The 21,595-nt window shown below is 47.6% G+C and carries 24 protein-coding genes; 1 reads left to right on the top strand and 23 read right to left on the bottom strand.

Annotated features, from left to right (window positions below):
- Positions 1–125 precede the first annotated feature (125 nt).
- The 3 genes from G3352_RS12350 to G3352_RS12340 all read right to left on the bottom strand — a co-directional run bounded on the left by G3352_RS12350 (position 126) and on the right by G3352_RS12340 (position 2,979).
- A complete protein-coding gene (locus G3352_RS12350) occupies positions 126–1,331 on the bottom strand; it encodes a phosphoenolpyruvate hydrolase family protein (protein WP_163756898.1) in 1,206 nt (401 codons plus the stop codon).
- 167 nt (positions 1,332–1,498) lie between these two features.
- Entirely contained in the window at positions 1,499–2,239 is a 741-nt protein-coding gene (gene map / locus G3352_RS12345; protein ID WP_099855997.1) for a type I methionyl aminopeptidase, read from the bottom strand.
- 251 nt (positions 2,240–2,490) lie between these two features.
- The gene (locus tag G3352_RS12340) at positions 2,491–2,979 is read right to left on the bottom strand and encodes a TetR/AcrR family transcriptional regulator (protein ID WP_345940754.1); all 489 of its coding nucleotides are present in this window, start codon (positions 2,977–2,979) and stop codon (positions 2,491–2,493) included.
- A 327-nt stretch (positions 2,980–3,306) separates the two neighbouring features.
- Between G3352_RS12340 and G3352_RS12335 the strand changes: the two genes are divergently transcribed.
- Positions 3,307–4,161 (top strand): SDR family oxidoreductase, encoded by an 855-nt coding sequence (locus tag G3352_RS12335; RefSeq protein ID WP_163756894.1) that lies wholly within the window; start codon positions 3,307–3,309, stop codon positions 4,159–4,161.
- 57 nt (positions 4,162–4,218) lie between these two features.
- Here the strand turns inward: G3352_RS12335 and G3352_RS12330 are convergent, their stop codons facing one another.
- From G3352_RS12330 to G3352_RS12235, 20 genes are all read right to left on the bottom strand, one after another.
- Positions 4,219–4,737, bottom strand: coding sequence for a hypothetical protein (locus G3352_RS12330; protein WP_163756892.1), 519 nt, complete (start codon positions 4,735–4,737; stop codon positions 4,219–4,221).
- A 226-nt stretch (positions 4,738–4,963) separates the two neighbouring features.
- Entirely contained in the window at positions 4,964–6,274 is a 1,311-nt protein-coding gene (locus G3352_RS12325; protein WP_163756890.1) for an ABC transporter substrate-binding protein, read from the bottom strand.
- Between the two features lie 24 nt (positions 6,275–6,298).
- Entirely contained in the window at positions 6,299–7,123 is an 825-nt protein-coding gene (locus G3352_RS12320) for a carbohydrate ABC transporter permease (RefSeq protein ID WP_064637538.1), read from the bottom strand.
- 19 nt (positions 7,124–7,142) lie between these two features.
- Complete coding sequence (locus G3352_RS12315; protein ID WP_076289313.1) at positions 7,143–8,015, bottom strand: carbohydrate ABC transporter permease; 873 nt, start codon at positions 8,013–8,015, stop codon at positions 7,143–7,145.
- On the bottom strand, positions 8,012–9,100 hold the full coding sequence (locus tag G3352_RS12310) for an ATP-binding cassette domain-containing protein (protein ID WP_163756888.1): 1,089 nt from the start codon (positions 9,098–9,100) through the stop codon (positions 8,012–8,014). Before G3352_RS12310 ends, G3352_RS12315 begins: the two co-directional genes overlap by 4 nt.
- A gap of 24 nt (positions 9,101–9,124) precedes the next feature.
- On the bottom strand, positions 9,125–9,961 hold the full coding sequence (locus G3352_RS12305; protein WP_163756886.1) for a metallophosphoesterase family protein: 837 nt from the start codon (positions 9,959–9,961) through the stop codon (positions 9,125–9,127).
- Between the two features lie 37 nt (positions 9,962–9,998).
- Positions 9,999–10,832, bottom strand: coding sequence for an HAD-IIA family hydrolase (locus tag G3352_RS12300; protein ID WP_163756884.1), 834 nt, complete (start codon positions 10,830–10,832; stop codon positions 9,999–10,001).
- Positions 10,833–10,850: 18 nt separating this feature from the next.
- Positions 10,851–11,564 (bottom strand): glycerophosphodiester phosphodiesterase, encoded by a 714-nt coding sequence (locus G3352_RS12295; RefSeq protein ID WP_163756882.1) that lies wholly within the window; start codon positions 11,562–11,564, stop codon positions 10,851–10,853.
- A 144-nt stretch (positions 11,565–11,708) separates the two neighbouring features.
- On the bottom strand, positions 11,709–12,248 hold the full coding sequence (locus G3352_RS12290) for a glycerol-3-phosphate responsive antiterminator (RefSeq protein WP_163756880.1): 540 nt from the start codon (positions 12,246–12,248) through the stop codon (positions 11,709–11,711).
- Between the two features lie 188 nt (positions 12,249–12,436).
- Positions 12,437–13,276, bottom strand: a complete 840-nt coding sequence (locus tag G3352_RS12285) for an ABC transporter permease (RefSeq protein ID WP_076289307.1) — start codon at positions 13,274–13,276, stop codon at positions 12,437–12,439.
- A complete protein-coding gene (locus G3352_RS12280) occupies positions 13,273–14,442 on the bottom strand; it encodes an extracellular solute-binding protein (protein WP_163756878.1) in 1,170 nt (389 codons plus the stop codon). Before G3352_RS12280 ends, G3352_RS12285 begins: the two co-directional genes overlap by 4 nt.
- A gap of 14 nt (positions 14,443–14,456) precedes the next feature.
- The gene (locus G3352_RS12275; protein WP_163756876.1) at positions 14,457–15,497 is read right to left on the bottom strand and encodes an ABC transporter ATP-binding protein; all 1,041 of its coding nucleotides are present in this window, start codon (positions 15,495–15,497) and stop codon (positions 14,457–14,459) included.
- Between the two features lie 42 nt (positions 15,498–15,539).
- Positions 15,540–16,364 (bottom strand): ABC transporter permease, encoded by an 825-nt coding sequence (locus G3352_RS12270; protein WP_076289304.1) that lies wholly within the window; start codon positions 16,362–16,364, stop codon positions 15,540–15,542.
- On the bottom strand, positions 16,340–17,404 hold the full coding sequence (locus tag G3352_RS12265; protein WP_163756875.1) for a LacI family DNA-binding transcriptional regulator: 1,065 nt from the start codon (positions 17,402–17,404) through the stop codon (positions 16,340–16,342). Before G3352_RS12265 ends, G3352_RS12270 begins: the two co-directional genes overlap by 25 nt.
- The gene (locus tag G3352_RS12260) at positions 17,389–18,102 is read right to left on the bottom strand and encodes a glycerophosphodiester phosphodiesterase (protein ID WP_240343056.1); all 714 of its coding nucleotides are present in this window, start codon (positions 18,100–18,102) and stop codon (positions 17,389–17,391) included. Before G3352_RS12260 ends, G3352_RS12265 begins: the two co-directional genes overlap by 16 nt.
- Before the next feature lie 35 nt (positions 18,103–18,137).
- A complete protein-coding gene (locus G3352_RS12255; protein WP_163756871.1) occupies positions 18,138–19,214 on the bottom strand; it encodes a CehA/McbA family metallohydrolase in 1,077 nt (358 codons plus the stop codon).
- Positions 19,211–19,678, bottom strand: a complete 468-nt coding sequence (locus tag G3352_RS12250; protein WP_163756869.1) for a hypothetical protein — start codon at positions 19,676–19,678, stop codon at positions 19,211–19,213. The genes G3352_RS12255 and G3352_RS12250 overlap by 4 nt, the downstream gene beginning before the upstream one ends.
- A gap of 329 nt (positions 19,679–20,007) precedes the next feature.
- Positions 20,008–20,337: a metal-sensitive transcriptional regulator gene (locus G3352_RS12245; protein WP_163756867.1), complete on the bottom strand. Its 330-nt coding sequence runs from the start codon at positions 20,335–20,337 to the stop codon at positions 20,008–20,010.
- Positions 20,338–20,486: 149 nt separating this feature from the next.
- Positions 20,487–20,732, bottom strand: coding sequence for a glutaredoxin family protein (locus tag G3352_RS12240; RefSeq protein ID WP_163756860.1), 246 nt, complete (start codon positions 20,730–20,732; stop codon positions 20,487–20,489).
- Between the two features lie 22 nt (positions 20,733–20,754).
- A complete protein-coding gene (locus G3352_RS12235; protein WP_163756858.1) occupies positions 20,755–21,582 on the bottom strand; it encodes a hypothetical protein in 828 nt (275 codons plus the stop codon).
- Positions 21,583–21,595: the final 13 nt, after the last annotated feature.

The following is a 21,595-nucleotide window of genomic DNA, read 5'->3' as shown; positions in this document are numbered from 1 at the left end:
GACTCTTTAGAAACCAAGCTCGATCGCAGGTAGCATGCTGATTTTTTTCGCTAACAGAAAAACCAGTACGATCGCTATAACTTCATCATACTGGTCCTGTTTATTTATGAAAACGCTTTTATGTTCTATGTTTTTGTGTTTAGGTTAGATCTGTACTTTTTGGGAGAGCAGCCCTTAAGCTTTTTAAACATTTTGCTGAATTGTGCGTAATTGGGATACCCAACCATCCTAGCCACTTCGGATAATTGAAGCTGCGGCGCATGAAGAAGCGTGACGGCTTTATTGATGCGGAAGCTCACCAGATAGGTCTGAAAGCTGCAGCCAACCTCCTTTTTAAACAAACTGCTCAAATAGCTGCGGGAAACATGAGCAACCTTGGCTAGATCCGAAAAAACAATTTCACTACTATAGTTTTGCGCCACATACTCTTTGACAAACTCAACGTAATCATAATGCTGGGTGATGCCTTTCAGCATTTTGACCATAAAATCGTCCTCATCCAGTTTACCCAGGCGTTTAAAATCGCGAGTAATTGCCGTAATCGACTTCTCGGAAGGAATTCGTTCAAAAGCAGACCCGCCAATATACCCCATAATGTCTGTATTGTCGCTATACATGTACTGGACATCGACCGGCGTCTTTACCGGACCGCCATAAATCATCTTGATCAAATCCGGCTTAAGCTGATTGCAGGTATCAAAAATACGCAGTGCCTTTGATTTGGCGGCCTCCAAGGATACAACCTTCCGTGCACCCAATAACCCGCCTTCGGTCAGACCGAGGTGAGCACAGATTACATCTGCTCCCGCTTCAATCATCTGGGCCGCCTGAAGCTCATCAAATACAAACGCCACCGTAAACAAATCCTGTCGATGGGCCAGGCGTATGGCCTCAACCTCGATGTCATAACTAATCCCGTCTTCCTCCAGAGCCTCTCTGAACAATCCGTCGATCAAGCCGACCGTAGGATAGTTGTTGACTCCCGAAAAACCTCTCCTCTTGATTTCCTCAATATAATCAGCCATTTCTATGGTTGGATCATTCGCATTCAGTCCAAAAAGTACAGGAGAATGCCTCACCAACGGCACAATTTCTCTGGATGCAAAATCCATCACCATATCATTACTGTTGCAAAACGGCAAAAAGCCGGCTAGAGAGCTCCTCCCCATCTGGCGAAATTTTCCAGAGTTCAGCATTAATATAAAATCCGCTCCACTCTGAGCTGCATACTTCGCTGTTATCCCCGTGCCTGTTGAGACACCGATGATGTGATTCCCCTCGTACAGCTGTGATTGAAGACGCTCCAGTATGACTGTTCTGTTCAAACTCATCCGCTCCTCAACACAATTTAACAATTTGTAGTTTTTGTTCCTCAATATTATTATTGTACATCATTCCATATAGCTCATTCCCTCCTTCCTCGAACCGTTTTGTTAAGAGGCATCAAAAAAAGCCGATTTCCCTGTTGGGAAATCGACCTTAGACAACGCTCTTGATATTATTGTGTGACAATGATCGGACCATTTTTAGTAAGGATAATCGTATGTTCCACTTGAGCTACATAGCTTTTTTCTGTAGCAAAGGTCCATTCGTCTTCTTTTTGATACACTTGTTCTTCTAAAGTTGAGATAAATGGTTCGAATGCAATAACCATGCCTTCTTTTAATAACTCATCATCCGATGTATCGTTATAATTATAAATATGGTCAGGTGCTTCGTGTATGTTACGTCCAACACCATGTCCTGTAAGGTTTTTAATAACGGTTAATCCATGCTGTTTTGCTGTTAAGAATACCGCTTTCCCGATGCCGCTTTTTTTGGAACCAGGTTTTGCTTTCTTAAGACCTGCTTCAAATGCTAGTTTAGCAACGTCGCATATTTTCGTTAACACTTCTTCTCCTTCGCCTACTACAAACGAGATTCCTGTATCAGCGAAATAGCCGTTCTTCGAGCCAGAGACATCTATATTGACTAGATCTCCTTCTTGAATAACCCGTTGCCCCGGAATACCATGTGCCACTTCTTCATTAACACTAATGCAAGTATAGCCAGGGAAATTATATGCACTTTTTGGAGCTGAGACTGCGCCTTCTTTCTCAAAAAGCTCTCCAGCTATATCATCAAGTTCCTTCGTCGTTATGCCAGGAACTGTTCTTTGTACCAATTCATCTCTAATAAAGGCAACAATTCTGCCAATTTCCTTCAAACCATTAAAGTCTTCTTCTGTTTTTGCAATCATTGTTTTCTGACCTCACTATCTTTTATCATCAATTAAATGTATAAGCTGAAACAACCAATTAAATAATCATATCCAAATGGTCAAAACTTCGCAACTTTTTTTAAAACGTCGGCAGGTTAATGAAATGCTCTGTATCCCCCTCTACTTTTTAGTTAAGAAAGACGTTTCTCATGTTGTTCCTATACGTATGCTTTGTGAAACATGAGGTGACTACATCGCCGGGGGTAAAGCGTCGAGAAAAAAACTTCTCTTTAGCGGGTTGTTTGCTCCCAAAGAGGGGCCAAATTGATGGATAAAACCTCAATGACTTGTTCAAACATCGTTTCGAATGAGCGATCTTGGGGGTTCCGGCTCCACTGCAATGCCGATCCGAATATGCCCCAACTGACAACGAGTGCCAGGGCTTCTAAATTTTCTTGCGAAAAGCCCTGTGTGTGCACTTCATTGATCCGTTTAAGCAGGAGTTGATGAAGATCCTGATGCATAGCATTTTCAAACATGGCTTCAAACTGCTTGTCTCCTGGTGTACTACATTGTTGAAACTGCAAAAGAAAATCATATATGCTCTGCATAAGGATTCGCAGATTTTCCGCATTGCATCTTGCTTCTTCCGGGAGTCTATCCCTTATCGTCATTTGAAACTTTTCCGTCATCCAATATTCTAGAAAGTCATATTTATCCTGAAAGTGCGCATAAAATGTTGTCCGATTTACGGTTGCTTGATTTGTGATATCATGCACAGAAATGGAATATACGTTTCTCTTTTTCCCAATCAAATCGTTAAAAGCCTGTACGAACAATTGACGGGTTCTTTTAACACGCGGATCCTGCGGATTAACCGACATTTCATTCCCTCTTTCTCTTGTAATCCACTAACAGACAAAAGGACAAAAATGTTGGGAACACAACAAAAACAGCCTTTTGCATGTTGTTCGCACAACTCAATCCTTATATCCTTTGCTTATGCGACTTTTTCAACACGCATGTATACGATTATGATGGCACAAAAAAAATCGTATAACAAGAAACTCTTTATTGGATTTGCAAACGAAAGGATGAGTGTAGAAATGATTGTTGTTACAGGAGCGAATGGAAAATTAGGTCGCAAGGTCGTAGAGGAACTTCTCAAGCGTGTTCCTGCCGCGGACGTTGGTGTGAGTGTCCGTGATGTGAACACCGCACAGGATCTAAAAGAACGCGGGGTTCGTGTTCGGCAAGGACATTTCGATAATTCCGCGAGTCTTCTTCATGCCTTTGAAGGAGCATCTCAAGTTCTCATTATCTCGTCCCATTCCTTGGGAGAAGTTGCTATTCGTCAACATCAAACCGCAATTGACTCGGCAAAGAAAGCCGGTGTTAGTCGACTTCTGTACACGAGCCAAATGTTTTCATCTTCAACATCGCACTTTCCTCCCATGGACGTTCATGCGGCTACAGAAGAGATGCTAAAAGCTTCAGGAGTACCTTTCACTTCGCTCCGAAATGGTTTCTATGCTGCATCGGCGATGATGTGGATGGGTGATGCCTTGAACACAGGGGAATTGATTGCTCCGGAAGACGGTCCTGTTGCCTGGACCACCCATTCCGACTTGGCTGAAGCCACAGCGGTTATCCTGACAGAACAGAGATATGACGGTATAACTCCTCACCTTACGGCTTCCGAAGCGATCGACATGGATAAAATCGCATCGATTGCTTCCAAAGTCTTGGATCGACCGATTCGGCGAATTGTCGTGTCCGATGATGAATATCGGAATCACTTGACGTCCCGTGGCCTACCAGAAGCGATGATCAGCATGCTTACAGGTATGTTTCAGGCAAGTCGACTGGGCATATTTTCGCAAACCCACACCGCTTTGGAAAACCTGATTGGCAGATCTCCAGTGAATTTTACGAATTTTTTAAAAGACTCGATTTATTAATAACAGCTTGACACTAAAAAAGAAAAGCCCCTTAAGTCAAAGGGGCTGAATATCAGATTATACCTCTTCTTCTTCGGCCTGACTAGGTGGAGCCATCAGACCTTTGACGGCACCCATAAACGGATGGATGGATTTGATCATGCCGTAGCCCATTTTCATGACCGGCATGAATTGCTGGATCATGCCAAATAGCCGCATGCCGCCGCCAAGTATGCCTCCAGCCGAAGCCGCACCACCAAGCCCGCCAAACAGCGAGCCCATCATGGGCAGAAAGGACGAAACCTGCGCACGTGACGCTGTGCGCGAGCCGGTAGATGGCTTGCGTGTACCATTTACCCGTTTCCGGTTCTGAGGACGACCGTTTTTGCTGCGTGAAGCGACCTTTCTATTGGAACGCTGGGAACTGTCCCCTGTGGTCGCCGTGCGCGATATTTTTCCTCCCCCGGTAAGCACCACGCCACCGTTATTCACGTCAGAAATGTAACCGATGTACGTTTCACCACTATGAAGAGTCACGCAGACGGGCCGGGCCTTATACCGCTTTGCCTTTAGGCGTATTTCGTTGGTTTTAGCCATGGATTTTCACCTCGCTCTACTGAATCTACTTCAGTTTACGCGAGAAGTGGACTACTTGCCTGTGCGAATGAGACATACGTGCGGTATTCGCTATAGGTCAATTCATCAATTTAAATGATCCAAATGGAAATATAACTACATATCTCACGGAGCCTACCACCAACAAAAGCAAAGAGCTAAGCAGGACATATGCCGCTTAGCTCCTTGGTCTCTTTAAATTATAACTCTACTTATTCAGCAAGGCATTGGCCTTCTTCGCCGCTTCAGCTACAGCGGCCTCTGCCGAAACGGAAGAATCAACAACCGCACGAAGAATCTCATTCTTGATCATCTCACCAATCTCTGGATAAACCTTCTGCATTGGACGTGGACCCGCATATTCCAGTTGGTCTACCGCCACCTTGAACAGCGGCTTTTCCTCATAAAGCTTCTTCATTTCATCGCTCTCCACTGCACTGATTCGGCTAGGCAGATAGCCCGTGAAGGAGCTTGCATAAATCGTTTGTTCTTTGGAGGTCATCCACTTGATAAACTTCCACGCCGCTTCCTGCTTTTCTGGCGACAGGCCAGAAGTCATAACCAAGTTGGCACCGCCTGTCGGCACTCCATACGTATCATTTGCAGGCATAAAAGTCGTTCCGAGTTCAAAGCCCTGCTCTTCTGCAACCTTCATATTATTGGTCAGATCCGCAGTTGAGGAGAACAGCATCGCTGAACGTTGATTGTGGAAATCCGTTTTGGCTTGCGTACCTGCATCATCGGTCGTGCCGATGCTCATAATGCCTTCATCCTTCATCTTGAGCCACAGCTTCACAGGTTCAATACCGGTTTCATTATCGAATGCCGCACTTTTTCCGTCCTCGCTGATCATCGTCCCTCCACTCTGTCTCACAAAAGCTTCATAAAGCCAAATATCAACAGGCATCGAGATACCGTAGCGCTGATCCTTAATCGTTAGCTTGCGTGCATAATCTTCAAATTCTGCCCAATTCTTAGGTCCAGCAGGATCAAGGCCAGCCTCCTTCAGCATCGTACGATTAAAGTACAGGATCGGGGTACTGCGTAAATAAGGAAGAGCATACAGTTTATCATTCACATAGGAATTCCCCATTAGCCCTTGAATGAAATCTTCCATATCCAGCTGATCCTTCTCAACAAAAGAAGTCAACTCCTGCGTCATGCCTGATTCCGCAAACACACCCACTGAAGCAATTTCATTTTGCCATACTTCGGGGGCATTGCCCGCTGCAAAAGCAGCTTGTGCCTTAGAATGCTGATCTGCATACGTCCCTTGATATTCCGCCTTCACGATCACTTCATCTTGGGATTCATTAAACATCTTTACCAAGTTCTCATTGTTCTCGGCGATCTTGTCTCCCCAAGAGTACCAATATGTAATCTCTATTGGTTTGTTGGCCGTATCATTGGTATTGCTCCCGGAAGCAGATCCGGTTGAACCATCAGAGTTGGAAGCTCCACAAGCAGTCATCGTAAGCGCAAGCGTTGCCGCTAACAAAACAGATCCAAATTTTTTCATGAATAAACCCTCCTGTTAATCTGATTATTTAACACCCGAATAGACAAATGCTTTAATAATTTGACGTTGTCCAAATAAGAAAACAATAAGAATCGGAACGACCAAAATCATGTTTCCAGCCATCAAAATATGCCAGGCAGCTCCTCCGTCAACCTCGCGCAGCTTAGAGATCCCGATCGGAAGCGTTCTTGCTGCATCGGAGGTTGTCATCACGAGCGGCCAGAAATAATCATTCCAGTGTGCAATGAAGCTGAACAATGCAAATGTTACTAACGTAGGACGCGCCATTGGCACCATAATCTTAAGAATGATTTTCCATTCTGGCGCCTGGTCAAGTCGCGCCGCTTCAATAAGCTCTTCCTGTACTTGCTTGAAGGACTGCCTGAGCATAAATATGCCAAAGGCGCTGGAAGAGAAGGGCAAAATGAGTGCCAGCAAATTGTTAATGAGTCCCCACTTGCTCATCAACAAATACACAGGTAGGAAGATGAGCTGACCAGGAATCATCAAGGTCACCATCGTTATTCCGAATAACAGCTTGTCTCCTTTGAAGGAGTATCTTGCAAAAGCATAGGCTGCCAATATTATCGTCGTGAATTGAAGAACGAGTATGCTGACCGATACAACAACGCTGTTCATTAGATATTTCAAAAAAGGCCCCGATTCCCACGCCGCTTGGAAATTGCTCCACATCACCTTGGAGGGAATCCACTTGGGTGGAAAAATCACCGTCTCCGGGTAAGACTTCAAAGATGTTGAAATCATCCATAGAAAAGGGATAGCAAAAATCGCAACCAATGCTATTGTGGCAGTAATATTGAGCGTACGCAGCAATGACTTCCTTGCCATAAAATTCCCCCTCTCCTCTCTATTGGTAGTGAACCTTGCGGCTCAGCAATTTGAAGTAGACTAGCGTAAGCAGACCAACGACAACGAGCAGTATAACTCCTGCTGCCGATGCATAACCGATCTTGAAGTAGCGGAATCCATACTCGTAGATGTAAAAGACGAGCGTATTGGTTGAATTGATCGGACCCCCGTTGGTCATAATGGCAATGGTCTCAAACACCTGGAACGAACTGATCAGATTGATGATTATTAAGAAAAATAGTGTCGGCGAAAGCATGGGAAGCGTAATTTTGTAGAATTTGCGCCACCAATTGGCCTCGTCCAGGGCTGAAGCTTCATAAACATCCCTGGGAATGCTTTGGAGGCCCGCGATGAAGATGAGGGCGTTGTAGCCTACGCCTTTCCAGACCGATACAAGCACAAGCGACAGTAATGAACTGTCTGGACTACTCAGCCATGCCAGCTTAGGCAAACCAACCATATCAAGCAAACCGTTAAGCAAACCGAATTTGGGATCCATCAGCCACATCCACACCAGGGATACCGATACAAGTGAAACAATATGCGGACTGAAAAGCGCCCCCTGAACAAATCCGTACCATGCCCCTTCCCGATTCAGCCAGATCGCAAGCAAAAGCGAGATCACAATGGATAAGGAAACGGAAAGAAGCGTATAGTTCAAGGAATTGCTTAACACCTGAAGAAATGCACTATCCTTAAATAGTTCAACAAAGTTGTTGAATCCCACGAACTCCTTGACCGGATTAATAAAATCCCAGTTGTAAAAGCTTAAGAAGATCATATAGAAGATCGGATAAAGAAAAAAAATGGAGAATATTGTGATGGAGGGTGCCACCAACACATAGGGACGGAGCTTGGACCAGACGGTCATGAATATCCTCCTCCCAGGACAATCAGCTCTCCCGCTTCGGCCAGCTCGTGCTGTCGAGCACGTTCACCCTTCCGATCAAAATAGTACAGGTCCTGCATAGACACGTTGATGTTTACCTCAAAGGCTGACTCCAACGGTTCCAAGAAGCTCTTCACGGCGATAAGCCCAAGCGCGGAATCCAGTTGATAGATGATCTCTGCTCCCAGTGTCTCGCGTGTCATGATATGAGCCGAGAACTGAATATGCCCGGTCTGTGGTCTGTTCTCAAGCGTCATCGTCGCTTTCTCTGGTCGAAAGCCAATATGGCCAATATCATCATGAAGCTGCCCATTCAAAAAAGGCAGGATACGTTCACGATCAATCACATTCATCGGCGGTGTACCGATAAACTGTGCTGTGAAAACATTATCCGGATCATTGTAGATTTTCATTGGACTGTCTGCTTGTTGAATACGCCCTTTATTCATGATGACGATGCGATCTCCCATCGACATGGCCTCAACCTGATCATGAGTTACAAAAACAAAGGTTGCGCCCAGCCGTTTGTGAAGCTGAATCAGTTCCGTGCGCATCTGATGGCGTAGCTTGGCATCCAGATTCGACAATGGCTCGTCCATCAGAAAGACTGCGGGACTTTTAACCATGGCCCGAGCCAAGGCAACCCGCTGACGTTGACCTCCGGACAGAGCCTGCGGCTTCTTATGCAAATACTCTGCCAGGCCGACGACCTCAGTAATCTCCTTTATAAGACGCTCACGTTCGGGCCGAGGAACCTTGCGATTTACTAATCCGAATTCAATATTCTCCTTGACTGTCATCATTGGATACAATGCATAGTTTTGAAATACCATCGCCACATTACGCTTGCCTGGCTCTACTCCATTGACACGATGGTCCCCAATCCAAATTTCACCTCCTGTTTCTTTCTCAAGTCCAGCAATCATCCGGAGTGTCGTCGATTTTCCACAGCCAGACGGGCCGACCAATACCGTAAAGGAACCATCCTCAATGGTCAGATCGAGACCTTCGATGACTTTATCCTGCTTGAAGCTTTTTTCGATCTGCTTTAATACAATTTGAGCCACGACATTCCCTCCTTTTTCTTCACATTATTGTGCGGCCGATGTTATTCGAACGGATAAGATAAGGTCGCTTTCTTCACCCACTGCATTAGCGACAGGTCCAAAACCCGGCGTATCATGGCAAAAGCTCTGAATATCATTCATGAGATCAGCATCCAGCATTCGTTGGTGAGTTATGACTACTTCGCCCTCATGAACTTCAATAACGCGGTATGCCGGTACATCGAGACAAGCTGCGGTCTGTACATAATGCCATTCTTCTTGCTTAACGATGGAGTTCATGTGGTTATGCCCGCAAAAATAGATGCCTCCACCTGGCAGACTATTAAATACACCCCTCAGTTCATCCTGCGGACGGATGTAAAGCTTATCTAGTGTCGAGCGCGCAGTTGTATCGAATACCGGATGATGCCCGAAGACGAGCACTTGCTTTTCATGTGAATCGGCAAGTTGGCCTTTAATCCATGTCAGCTGCTCTTCGTCCAGCTCTCCTCCCCAATCCTCTCGATTCATTTCCTGGGTAGTATCCAGAAAAATCAGCCTGACGTGAGGTGTATCAATAGCCCGGTAGCGTTCCTGTCCTGTTAGCGTGGAAATTTCATGCTTTGGCAGTGAATACGTATCATGATTACCCAGCACATGAATGAATTTCCGTTCACTTTTTGCAAGCATGGAGAACATGGATTGAAGTTCCTGAGCCGTTCCTTCATGCGTTAAATCACCAATTGAGATATGGTAGTCCGCATCCTCTTTCAGAAAAACCTTGAGCATATGCTCGTATGCCCGGACTCTTGCAGCCCTCATTTCTTCCGTCCCGTGACTCATGCTTGAATAGTGAAGATCACCAAGTAATGCCAGACGCATAAACGCCACCTCCATCTTATTTTGGATACCTTGCGGTTCAAGCCTTCTCCACCTGCAACACATTTGAAGGCTTGGGATAGGCCTGCTGCTCCATGATGAATTCGTTGAATGAAGGCCATATATAATCTGGAACGATATCTGTCTTTCCGATATCCTCTCTTGAAGAGATCCCCGTAAGCACGAGCGCAGTCTTCATTCCATTTTGCTGTCCAAATAAAATATCTGTTTCCAGCCGGTCACCTATCATGAGGCATCTGCTGCGATCCACATCCAATAACTGAAGCGCCTTCTCTGCATAATAGCGGGAAGGCTTGCCAATCACGACCGATGCTTTCTGCTGACTGGCCGCTTCAATCGAGCTTAGAATGGCTCCGGTATCCGGAATGATATCCCCTTGAACGGGACAACTGTTGTCCGGATTAGTTGCGAGAAGAGCCGCTCCGCGGCGCACTGCTTTTGCCGCCAGATGGAGCTTATCGTAGTTAAATTTCCGATCCATTCCGACTAATACATGTGTTGATTGATATGGATCCTCGGTAATGGCTATCCCGAGTGCCCGAAGTTCCCTCCGCAAAGCTTCCTCGCCTACCACCAGTACTTTGGCGTCCGGCGCATGCTCTGCAAAATACATTCCCGAAAGGTAACCTGCAGTCAGAATTTCATCAGGCTGGCACGAAATGCCCAAACTCAGCAGCCGTTGGTAGCAATCTTCCTTGGTATGAACGGGAGTATTGGTAAGGAACAGCAGGCGCTTGCCTCGTGAACGCAAGTTGTTTATAAAGTTATTCACGCCAGGGAGTCTCATCTGGCCAATATAGATGGTCCCGTCCAAATCAAAGCAATAAGCATCGTAAGCATATACATCTTCCATGACATTACTTCTGCCCGCTCACAATGAGCTGGACAACTCCAATACATCTATGAAGCATTCCAGTTCGTCAGTGCAGACCCATACGGACGGATACTCCTGAAATTTTTTCATGACGGAAGTCTCGTTGATTGTCCACGCCATCAATTGGATTCCTAATTCTTTGCATTGATGAATGTAATGCTCGGTCACAAAAGCATGGTGTATGGACAAGAACGTCGCACCCATTTCTAATGACCAGTCCAGAATAGCTTTCGAACAGCCGAAAGTAATGAGACCAATGCGTACATCGCCAGATCGTTCACTGATCTTCTCCAGGGCATCGAAATCAAATGACGTAATTACCACCTGATCCAGCATGCTCAATTCCTCGATAACTTCAAGTACCCTTTCCTCCAGATGAGGGTAATAGCTTCCCATCTGCTTGAGCTCAATGTTAAGTTGAATCTTACCCTTCAAAGCACGCAGTACCTCTTCAAGGGTTGGAATATGTTCATCTTGCCTGATTTCTAAAGATTGCAGCTCCGAAGCAGTATAATCAGCCACTCTGCCTGTTCCATTTGTCATGCGGTCAAGCGTATGGTCATGAATCACCACTGGAATTCCATCCTTGCTGAGATGAACATCCAGTTCGAGATGTGTGAACCCAAGCTCTACCGCCTTTAAAAAGGAAGACATCGTATTTTCAGGATACTTACTTGGATAGCCGCGATGAGCAACTGCTTGAATGATCATGCTCTGTTACCTCCTGTTATATATTTTTGGACAACACAAAAAACCCAGCAGCAAATCACCCTCCTTCAACATCAAGGTTGTATTGATTTACTTACCACCGGGTTTTCTCGTCGTCTCCACCCAAGGATAAATGTATGAAATTAATTAATTCCAGAACTTCTCATGGCCTACTGAAACAAAATCTGCCCCGCTCTTTAATGCTTGTTGTATTTCTTCCTCATACCGGATAAGGCCACCCACAATCAAAGGCTGCGAGATGCGTTCTTTCAGTTCTTGAATGACTCGAGGCATTAACCCCGGCATCAGTTCAACCTCATCAGGCTTATAGCTCATAATCATACGAACCGCAGTCGTTATTGCTGCTGTATCAATGGCGAATATGCGCTGAATGCTTAATATGCCCGCTTGCTTGGCCGCAGAAACTGCGTTGCTCTTTGTCGTTACGATCCCGTCGATGTTGAACACATCTGCAAGATATTGAATTGCTGAGGCATCTCGTCCAATCCCGGATACCATCTCGGTATGCACATAAGCTTGTTTGCCACTTTGATGCAGACTCTCTATGATTGAACCCAGATTGGTAATGTTGCCTGTCATCAGAATAACTCGCTGCACATCGCTTGCTATCGCTTGTGAAATTTGTTCATCTGTCGTGATGGAGGCTATGATCGGATAATTCTTCATGTGTGAGTCCTCGTTCCTTTGTTTGTCATCTTAAATGTTAAAGCTAAAGTATTCGTTATGTATCATTGTGATGTAAACGGGTTGTTAATTTTCACCTTTGCCAAATAGAGAAAGTGCTGATCCTTTTTTCCATCAAAAAAAAGAAAAGCGCTCCCTATAAAGGAGCACTTCAGCTTTTTGGAACTCGTCTAAATCTTCGCCTTTTCCTCTTCCGCCATCGACCGGATGTAGAAAGCACCCAGCACCGAGCAGAGCAGGAATGAGAAGAAAGCAATCGCTGCGGCTTGTTCACGCTCCTGAAAAACGCTGAATACCTGCTGCATGGAGACACCAAGCATCTGCGGAGAGTTGGCTCCGATCAGATAGGGCGCAGTGAACGAGCCGATGACCCCCATGAAGACAAAGGTCAGGGCAACAAGAAATGTCTTATACGACAGAGGGAAAATAAACCGGGTAAACAGCGTCAGCCTGCCTACACCCACGTCCTTTGCACTCTCTATGATCGATGAAGGAATACCCGACAGCGCGGAACTGAGCAGCATCGTCGTAAATGGAATGTTGAACCACAGATTGGCGATGATGATTCCTTTCTCGTCAAAGATGATGCGTGGCAGCGTAATCCCGACCACCTCAAGCATACGGGCGAGCCAGCCATGGTTGCCAAGCAAGTTGATCAGACCGTAAGTTGCAATGACTCCAGGGATGAACAGTGGGATCATGTACGTTTTACGAATCAGATTGACGATCGGCCCCTGGTTGAAGCGCATATAGATCGCCAGGGTGTAGCTGACCAAGATCACGGCAACGCACGTAATGGCAGTCACCCGAAGGGTAAATACGATATTGCTGCGCATCCCCTTATCAGTGAACAGATACGTATAGCGGCTTAGATCGTATCCGCCCGAACCGTTGCTCAGGCTCATGATAAAGGATTGAACAATCGGGATAATGACGACGATCAACAGGATGGCGAAGGAGGGGAGCACCATCGCCAGGCCTGTGATCGACTGTCTGGCTTCCTTACTCATTTCGCGGCAACGTCGCTCTGCCAGCGTTTGTTAATTTCCGTGCCCAGATCCCCGATGTTGAACGTGCGGAAGCCTTCGGCCACACCGTCGAATTTATTCTGCATTTCCTGTGACATGTTGGAGAGCTCAATGCCCGGGAAACCATTCATTTTGTCAACGATCACTTCCTGCGCTTCAGGGGACAGTACAAAGTTCAGGAATTCATTGATCGCTTCCTTCTTGTCCGACTCCTGGTTGACCATCAGGTACGTTGGTCCGCCGTTGAAGCCCGGCGTGATCTGCTGCATCTTAATTGTATCCGGCAACAAACCTTCGTTCAGCTGCTGCAACACCATGTCGGACCAGGCCGGAATTAAAGACACTTCGCCATTCATCAACAGATCCAGCGTGCCCTGGTTTTTCTTCGGATAGATGCCCTGCCCGTAGACATAAGGTCCGATTTCTTTGAGCGTGTCGAAACCGCCATCCCACTTCTCCATGATCGCCGGATCAGAGTTGTGGATGTCCTCTTCTGGCAGGTCCTTGTAGACAAGCGTCTGCACGAACGAGCTGCCGGAACCACCCGTTGACGGATCATTGTAGGCGAACTGCTCAGGATTGGCTTTGATCCACTGCAACAGCTCGTCCAGCGTAGTTGGCGGATTGGAGATTTTGCTACTGTCATAGGCCAGAACCACGGCGGACGAGCGATACGGAACAGCGAAGTTGTCCACATCCTTCATCGTGTCTGTGTTGACTTTGCTCAGGTTAGGAATGTCCTTCTCATTCAGTTGCTCCCAGATACCATCCTTTGTCCCCTGCGCGACGGAGGTGATTCCGTCCTCATACAAGTCGATGTCTCCGGAGCCCTTACCGGCTTTCTTGGCGGCCACGATCCGGTCGTAGGTCGGCTCAGCGCCAGTACCGGACGGGATATAGACCAGATTCACGTCGATATCCGGATGCTGTTTCTCAAACATTGGCTCCAGCGAATCCCACAGATCCTTGACGTTCTGAGAGCCCGTAAAGTAGAAGTTAAATTTCACCTGATCGCTCGATGCAGCAGCGTTCCCCCCGGTGGTGGCGGTGGTGCTTTTAATTTCGCTTCCGTTTCCACACCCGGCTAGCAATGACACTGATAATCCCACAACAGTCAACAATGATAAAAATGGCTTTTTCATACGCATATCATTCACCCTCCTCAGTTCGATTCATCGACCGGGAATCCGGTCATTTTCGAGATCGAGACGCCGACGTCTTTTCCTACCTGCAGTTGTTCAACGAATTCCTTGTTCAGAAAAGCACGTATAATGCCGAATTCCACCAGTTCCACGGTAACTTCGGCGTAATGTCCAAGAATCATTACTTGCTTGACCTTGCCCGCCAAAGTACCTTCACCCATCGTAGTACTGCTCACCTGTACGTCTTCTGGTCGGACCGCAGCCGTCACCTGTCCGCTTAACCCCTTCTCGTTCGGCAGGCGAAGATGTCCAATCCGGATGCTCTCCCCTTCCGCCACCCCCTTAAGGAAATTCATTTTGCCTATAAAACCGGCGACATATAATGAAGCTGGCTCATCGTAAATCTGCTGCGGATGAGCAATTTGCTCGATGCGCCCGTGATTCATGACGATAATGCGGTCGGACAACGACAGTGCTTCTTCCTGATCATGCGTGACAAAGACCATTGTCAGCCCGGTCTTCATTTGGATCTCACGCAGCTCCTCACGCATTTCGTGCCGCAACTTGGCGTCCAGCGCCGAGAATGGCTCGTCCAATAGCAGTACCGCCGGATTCAGCAGCAGAGATCGAGCCAGCGCAACCCGCTGCTGCTGTCCACCCGAAAGCTCGGCCGGATATTTCTTCTCGAAACCCGACAGTCGGACCAACTTGAGCGCATCCTCGACCGCTGTGCGGATCTCTTCCTTCGGCATTTTGCGGATCTTCAGGCCGAAGGCCAGATTGTCGTATACCGACATATGCGACCACAAGTTATAGCTCTGGAACACCATCGAGGTCGGCCGTTTCTCCGGTGGCAGTTGAATGACACTCTTGCCCTCAATCAGGATGTCACCGGAGTCCGGTTCGAGAAATCCCCCGATGCTCCGTAATACGGTAGTTTTCCCGCACCCGGAGGGACCAAGAAGGGTGACCAGCTCGCCTTTTTCGATATCGATGTTGATGCCGCTGACCCCGTCACCCGTTTTGTAGCGTTTGGCTAACTCTCGTACAGACAACTGCATACTTCTGCCTCCCTTTGCTTCGGTATATCGACCGAAACATTTTTATTTCATTTGAAAACCGCTCGCCAGCACGTCCGCACTCACCAGCCGCTGGGCTGCCACTAGCAAAATAATGGTCGGCAGTGTCAGGATGATCGAGAATACGGCTCCGGCGCTGCTCGGAAAGTCGGAAATAATGGAGTACATGACGATTGGCATTGTTTTGTAATCGGGAATACCGACCAGGAACGTGCCCTGTGCTTCGTCTAGTGAATTGAGGAACGTGAAGATCGAAGCGACCATGATGCCGGGCATCGCCATTGGCAGGGTGATACTGCGGAACACTTTGAACGGGCTTGCCCCAACGTCCCGCGCCGATTCTTCCTGCGCCCGGTGTACATTACGAAAGGCGGAGGTCGGAATCCAGGTCATGAACATCAACACGTTGATCATATGGATCAGCACAACGCCGAGCAGCGTATTCATCAGTCCAATCCGGTAGAAAAGAACCGCGATAGAAACATACAACCCCATTTTCGGAAAAGCGTGCGTCAGCAGGAACGAGAACAGGAACATCCGCTTCAGCGGAAACTGGAGTCTTGCGAAGGCATACGCTGCTGGGATGCAGACGACGATGGACAGCAGGGTCACCAGAGTAGCAATAAGGAACGACAGTGAGATCGACGAGACAATATCGTCCTTTGCCAGTACGAACTCCCACCATTTGAAGCCCCATACCTGGGGCAGAATATCCGGATAATTCCACTTTTCACTGAAGGCAAGCACAAGCAGGTTGACCAGCGGACCCGCGAAAAAAATGGCGAACACGGTCAGCAACACAAATTCGATTATTCTTCTCGGACCTACGTGTTTCCAGTACCAAGACATGTTCCGTCCTCCCTTCCATTCGTCGATTGACGAACAATCACTTCGCTTTCGTATTCAATCAGGCGCGGCACGCTCCCCTCGCCGCTAATCAGGCGATCCAGAATCGATACCGCGTCTCGGCCAATACCAGATGCATCCACGCTGACGGTAGTCAGCGATGGGTGGTACATGCCGGCCACTTCGGTATTGTCGTAGCCCATAACGGATACTTCCTCCGGAACGCGGACTCCGCGCTCCATCAGCACCTTCATCGCACCCAGTGCAAGCATGTCATTTGTACTGAACAGAGCGCTGTATCGTCCCTCCCGGAACGCCACATAATGCTCCTCCATCAACTTCCGACCGGAATCGAAGCTCGATTCCGATGACTCGACAACGGTATATCCGTCCTGTTCAGAACTAACGCCGAGGGACTCCAGCCGTTTTCGGAAGCCTTCCAATCGTAGCGAGTGGCTCCGATGTTCGCCCGGTCCGGCGATGATAAAGAATTTGCGGTGTCCGCAGTCATATAAATGCTGTGCCGCCCGTTCTCCACCAGCTTCATCGTTGCTCACGAGATGCACGACGTCCGGATCTTCCGTCGATCCGTTCACCATCAGATAAGGGATATTGAAGTTTTTGACGTAATCGATGACGTTCTTCTGCAGGCGGCTGACCAGGATGAGTCCATCCACCCGCTGTTCCAGCATATAATCGGTGGAACGCAGCGACATTTCCCTATCGGTCTTCAGAAAAATCGAGTAGCCCATCTCTTCAGCGGACATCAGTATCTCGTCAATGATTCTTCCATACAGCGTGTGGGATACGATCGGCAGCCTGTCACGGAAAACGATGACTCCGATGTTGTACGTGCGCTTGGCAACCATCGCTCGGGCGACGGCGCTCGGCTTGTAGCGAAGCTGCTCGACCGCCTTGAGAACGCGATCCCGGACTTCAGGACTTGCGTATCCGTTTCCGGAGATAACCCGAGATGCGGTCGATTTCGATACACCGGCCAGTTGGGCCAGCTCCCGCAAACTATGATTCAGCTTATTGTCCAATCCCTATTCTCCTTTGCAAAATCCGTCTCTTCCCGGACGGCAATCAGCTTCGCCGGATCACGGGTTGTTATCGAGTCGACGCCCAACTGTGCAAGTCGCCGCATGTCGTCCGCCTCCGCAACCGTCCAGACGTAGATAGCCAGACCGCTCCGCTGCACAGCTTCCATTAGTTCTGGCTGAACGACCTGATACGGCACGTTAATCCCAAAGCAGCCGGCTTCGCGAGCATTTGCACACGCCTGCAACACTGCCTCGCCATAGCTCAGACTCCCGAAGCTTTGCTTGTTGACATTAAGAAGCCTGCGTATGCTTGGAGCGTAACGACTAGCTTTAACCGCTGACCCGTAATCGCAGCCACTGAGAAACACCATCTCCGCCATTCCCATCCGATTCACCAGGACGGAGACCGGCTCCAGAGCGCTATCTGTTTTGATATCAAGATTCATCATTTTGCCGGCTGCGCGTATCTGCTCAAGCACATCCTGAAGCGTCGGAATGGGCGATAGTCTAGCGGTGTTCAACTCCTTCAGTGTAATTTCTGCAAGACTGCCGCAGCTTCCATCTGCCAAAGTGATGTCGTCATCGTGGGCGAGCACCGGCACGCCGTCCTGAGTCGAACGGATATCGTCTTCGTAAATATCTACGCCAAGTGTTAGGGCTGCCTGAAGTGACTCGAAAGAATGATCGGGATGGCCCATGCAGCCAGTATGGGCAGTGATCAGCGGGAACTTGTTCATTGTGGGTATCCTCCTTCTTCGAAATAGATCGCGTTGGTAAAGGCGATCAGTACATGGACTCCTCGTACAGTTCCCCACAGCTCGGCGCGAATCCACCTGCGGGGGATATCTGGAGTGGACTCCCTCAGTTGGGCTTCAAATTGCATTATCTGTTCGTCCGATGAAGATGGAACTTCAAGATTAAGCTCCTCGCCCAGATTGGAACACAACTTCAATCTGCAGACCTGCTTCTGTAGCGACCACAGTCCGGTGCGTACCGAGAAGTCCAGCGTCAAGTTTACCCGGATCGGCTCCTCTGCAGCTTCCCGTCTCTCGACTACCGTTGGAACCGTAGAGCCGATTGCATAGAGTGCACCTCCAGCTTCCAGCGTCAGGGTCAGAAGAGGACCTATCGTTACGGACGCGCGCCCTTCCCGCAGCGCTTGGATAAGCGTTTCTTCATGGAGCGAAAGGACTGTCGAGTCTCCTTTCCCCGCCACTGCGTCGTCCTCGATGCCGAGGTAAGTAACCGAGATCGGATCGTCTGTCTCGCCCTGCGCATGCCAGTCCCTGCCTGAAGTGGCTGCAATCCGATATCCTTCATTCAGCTTGTGAGTCCACAGATCAAAAGCTCGCCGATTGTTCGTCTGAATGGAAGGGAACGTGCCGGACCAGACTTCGATGTAATCGACAGCGGACCAGTTCCCAATCTCGTATTCCCAGAAGCAACCGGTACAGGCCGGACTGCCGATTCGGAAGGGATGAGCAAGCCCAGCGATGCCACCGAGGCGATGCACGTTCTCGATCCCCTCATCGATCCCATCCCGATCCGCTTGACGCCAGTCGGCAAAAGCGCTCAGTCCTATCGTCACCATATGGCCGTAAAAAGTTGTCCACTCCATACCGGGGATGATTCGTAGTCCGTATTTCTGCTCGATTTCCGCTTTGCCACTCAAGCCGGACATCGTGTTGTGATCGGTCAGTGCGATGGCGTCGAAGCCCAGAGTGGCTGCTCCCGCTGCCAGTTCTCCCAGCGTCTGACTGCCATCGCTGTGCAGCGTATGTGTATGCAGTTCACAGGCGAACCACTTCATATCGAGTCCTCCTCTGTCGTCCAGACTTCTAGCCGATAAGCGCATGTATCCGTCACGATGCAGTGCAGGCTTAATGTGACGCTCCAGGGCCCCGGAACCAGCTCGCCCGCCATCAGGCCGGGAGAAGCTTCTCGATCCGATACGTATAGATCCTGCACCTCGTCTTGGCGGTGGCACGCCCCTCGGTATCCCCGCGCATCGTCCAGCGAGAGTGTGATTAGATTTTTCAGGGGGAGATGCCGGTCAGCATTGGCAATCGCGTATTCCCGATGTTCCGACAAAATGTATAGATTGCAACTGTCCTTGAGCAGCCGTAGCGCCTTCTCCCGATTCTCGAGCGTCTTCGGCGTATATTGTAATCGCAGGTTCAGCTTCCCACAGCCCTCGTCCAATTCAAAAGGAATGTGGATATGTGTTTTGGAATCCTGCGGAGATGCATATCCCTGTAGATCCAGCAGCTTCATTGCGCCGCACCACCTCTCATTAATCCGTTATCTTCATGACTTACGTTATGAACGTTTTGCTGAATGTGGGACCGTTCCCATATCTAATACTTATGTTACGCGGAAAAAATCAGATCCGTATCTGCATCGTGTTAATATTCTGTAAATGCAAAAAAGACCGAACTTCTATTAAAAGAAGACCGGTCTTTTTATCTTTTTATCGCTAGATTGTTTTCGCACTGCATACGAGTGGCAGCAGATGCAAAAAACGAGCTGCGCGGAATCATGCCGTAATTGGGGCCCGAAAGCAAAAAAAGGTGGAGAATCAATGCGATTCCTCCCCCTTTCTGTTATTTAATTAGCTTATTTACGGTGGTCATCAGTTCATCCAAAACTTCGCGGTCGCCTTCTTGAATCCGTTCAATGACACAACTCTTTAAATGGTGTTCAAACAGCTGTTTACCTAACCCATTAAGAGCGGATTGTATTGAAGCGATTTGATGCAACACATCATCACAGTACGTGTCTTTTTCGATCAGTCCCTTTACCCCGCGTACTTGCCCTTCGATACGATTCAGCCGATGAATCAAACTGAGCTTTGTTTTTTCGGAATGATGACTTTTCCGCTCTGTAGAAGATGTATGGTCAACTGAGGTGGCCTCGTGTGTTGTTTTATCCATTTGAATCAACTCCTTTTATTCAGATTAACATCCCCCACCCCCCTATGTAAAGTGAGGCTCCTTTTATTAAGTTTCCTTTGACCGAAAAAGCAGCTCAACTTGAGCGTGAGCTGCTTTTTCCGTGAACTACATATAAACAGACAGTCACTTTACTCTTTATTCAACAATTCCCTTATTTCACTGAGATTCTCCGCGAAGCCGATAAACACCTTATCGCCAATCACAATCGTCGGTACAATCTGTTTTCCAGTCAAGTTCCACACTTCTTCTGGATACTTTGGATTTTCAGTGCAATCTAAATCTGTATAGGGAAGCTCATTATCTTTAAAATATCGTTTAGCATAACTGCAGTCACTACAAGTAGGAATCGTATAGATTTTAATTATTTTTTCCATGCTCGATACACCCCTTATCGAATCATTTGATGTCAACTACGAAAGATACAGTAAAAACTTCTCCTTGGTGCTGAAATTGGCCCCATATTTTATAAGTCCCACTTTTCGGAAAGGAAGTCATAAACTCTGCTTTCGGACCGGTCGCTTTTTCGTCCATTGGATGAACATGGAGATACTGCTCCGCATCATCTGATAATATAACGACATGTCCTACAGCACCCAGATATTGCTCCAGGTTGCTAATCCCTTTCTTGGTTTGTGCGTCAACCATATTAAACGTAAGTGTGATGTCATCTTTCGCCGTTGTGCTGCTTATGGTAAGTTCAATTTCTTTATCCTCAACAACTTTCAAAAGCTTTGTATCAGCTTCTATAAGCTCCAATGCTTTTTCTTCTCCCTCCACTGTCACCCTTTCACTGAGCGTAGTGCTCGATCCGCCTTTTGGAAGGATATCTGCAAAGAATTTGTATCCCCCACCATTCATAAACGTTGTATTAATTTTGAAATTGCCGTTTCCATCGTACTCTGGGTGAATGTGGCTAAAGTAGGAGAGGTCTTTATTTACAACGATGAGATGGAGCAATTTCTCATGACTTCGTTCAAAATCTTTAACCAAGTTGCCCTCATTGTCTTTAATTTGAATATTCAATTCCAAATTCGTGTTCGTTTTTGCTACTCCAGATGCAAACGTAAATGAAGCTTTAAGATTACTTGCAAACTGTACGCTACTATCGTGATCACCATGACCGATATGACTATGACTGGTGCCACCATGGCCGTCTGAATGATTACTTTCCTTTGGATTTCCATAGTGCGGCAGTACGCCGAAGGCAAGAATATTTCTTATCATAAAAATATCGCTC

This window comes from Paenibacillus sp. ALJ109b (assembly GCF_010747435.1).
GTDB lineage: Bacteria > Bacillota > Bacilli > Paenibacillales > Paenibacillaceae > Paenibacillus > Paenibacillus taichungensis.
The sequence above is the reverse complement of the archived record's forward strand: the minus strand, read 5'-3'. Positions and strand labels throughout refer to the sequence as shown.

What these genes read in the sequence shown, in the direction of transcription:
- G3352_RS12350 (WP_163756898.1), bottom strand. Translation starts at nt 1,331, where the DNA reads ATGAGTTTGAACAGAACAGTCATACTGGAGCGTCTTCAATCACAGCTG.
- map (WP_099855997.1), bottom strand. Translation starts at nt 2,239, where the DNA reads ATGATTGCAAAAACAGAAGAAGACTTTAATGGTTTGAAGGAAATTGGC.
- G3352_RS12335 (WP_163756894.1), top strand. Translation starts at nt 3,307, where the DNA reads ATGATTGTTGTTACAGGAGCGAATGGAAAATTAGGTCGCAAGGTCGTA.
- G3352_RS12330 (WP_163756892.1), bottom strand. Translation starts at nt 4,737, where the DNA reads ATGGCTAAAACCAACGAAATACGCCTAAAGGCAAAGCGGTATAAGGCC.
- G3352_RS12325 (WP_163756890.1), bottom strand. Translation starts at nt 6,274, where the DNA reads ATGAAAAAATTTGGATCTGTTTTGTTAGCGGCAACGCTTGCGCTTACG.
- G3352_RS12320 (WP_064637538.1), bottom strand. Translation starts at nt 7,123, where the DNA reads ATGGCAAGGAAGTCATTGCTGCGTACGCTCAATATTACTGCCACAATA.
- G3352_RS12315 (WP_076289313.1), bottom strand. Translation starts at nt 8,015, where the DNA reads ATGACCGTCTGGTCCAAGCTCCGTCCCTATGTGTTGGTGGCACCCTCC.
- G3352_RS12305 (WP_163756886.1), bottom strand. Translation starts at nt 9,961, where the DNA reads ATGCGTCTGGCATTACTTGGTGATCTTCACTATTCAAGCATGAGTCAC.
- G3352_RS12300 (WP_163756884.1), bottom strand. Translation starts at nt 10,832, where the DNA reads ATGGAAGATGTATATGCTTACGATGCTTATTGCTTTGATTTGGACGGG.
- G3352_RS12295 (WP_163756882.1), bottom strand. Translation starts at nt 11,564, where the DNA reads ATGATCATTCAAGCAGTTGCTCATCGCGGCTATCCAAGTAAGTATCCT.
- G3352_RS12290 (WP_163756880.1), bottom strand. Translation starts at nt 12,248, where the DNA reads ATGAAGAATTATCCGATCATAGCCTCCATCACGACAGATGAACAAATT.
- G3352_RS12285 (WP_076289307.1), bottom strand. Translation starts at nt 13,276, where the DNA reads ATGAGTAAGGAAGCCAGACAGTCGATCACAGGCCTGGCGATGGTGCTC.
- G3352_RS12280 (WP_163756878.1), bottom strand. Translation starts at nt 14,442, where the DNA reads ATGCGTATGAAAAAGCCATTTTTATCATTGTTGACTGTTGTGGGATTA.
- G3352_RS12275 (WP_163756876.1), bottom strand. Translation starts at nt 15,497, where the DNA reads ATGCAGTTGTCTGTACGAGAGTTAGCCAAACGCTACAAAACGGGTGAC.
- G3352_RS12270 (WP_076289304.1), bottom strand. Translation starts at nt 16,364, where the DNA reads ATGTCTTGGTACTGGAAACACGTAGGTCCGAGAAGAATAATCGAATTT.
- G3352_RS12260 (WP_240343056.1), bottom strand. Translation starts at nt 18,102, where the DNA reads ATGGGCCATCCCGATCATTCTTTCGAGTCACTTCAGGCAGCCCTAACA.
- G3352_RS12255 (WP_163756871.1), bottom strand. Translation starts at nt 19,214, where the DNA reads ATGAAGTGGTTCGCCTGTGAACTGCATACACATACGCTGCACAGCGAT.
- G3352_RS12250 (WP_163756869.1), bottom strand. Translation starts at nt 19,678, where the DNA reads ATGAAGCTGCTGGATCTACAGGGATATGCATCTCCGCAGGATTCCAAA.
- G3352_RS12245 (WP_163756867.1), bottom strand. Translation starts at nt 20,337, where the DNA reads ATGGATAAAACAACACACGAGGCCACCTCAGTTGACCATACATCTTCT.
- G3352_RS12240 (WP_163756860.1), bottom strand. Translation starts at nt 20,732, where the DNA reads ATGGAAAAAATAATTAAAATCTATACGATTCCTACTTGTAGTGACTGC.
- G3352_RS12235 (WP_163756858.1), bottom strand. Translation starts at nt 21,582, where the DNA reads ATGATAAGAAATATTCTTGCCTTCGGCGTACTGCCGCACTATGGAAAT.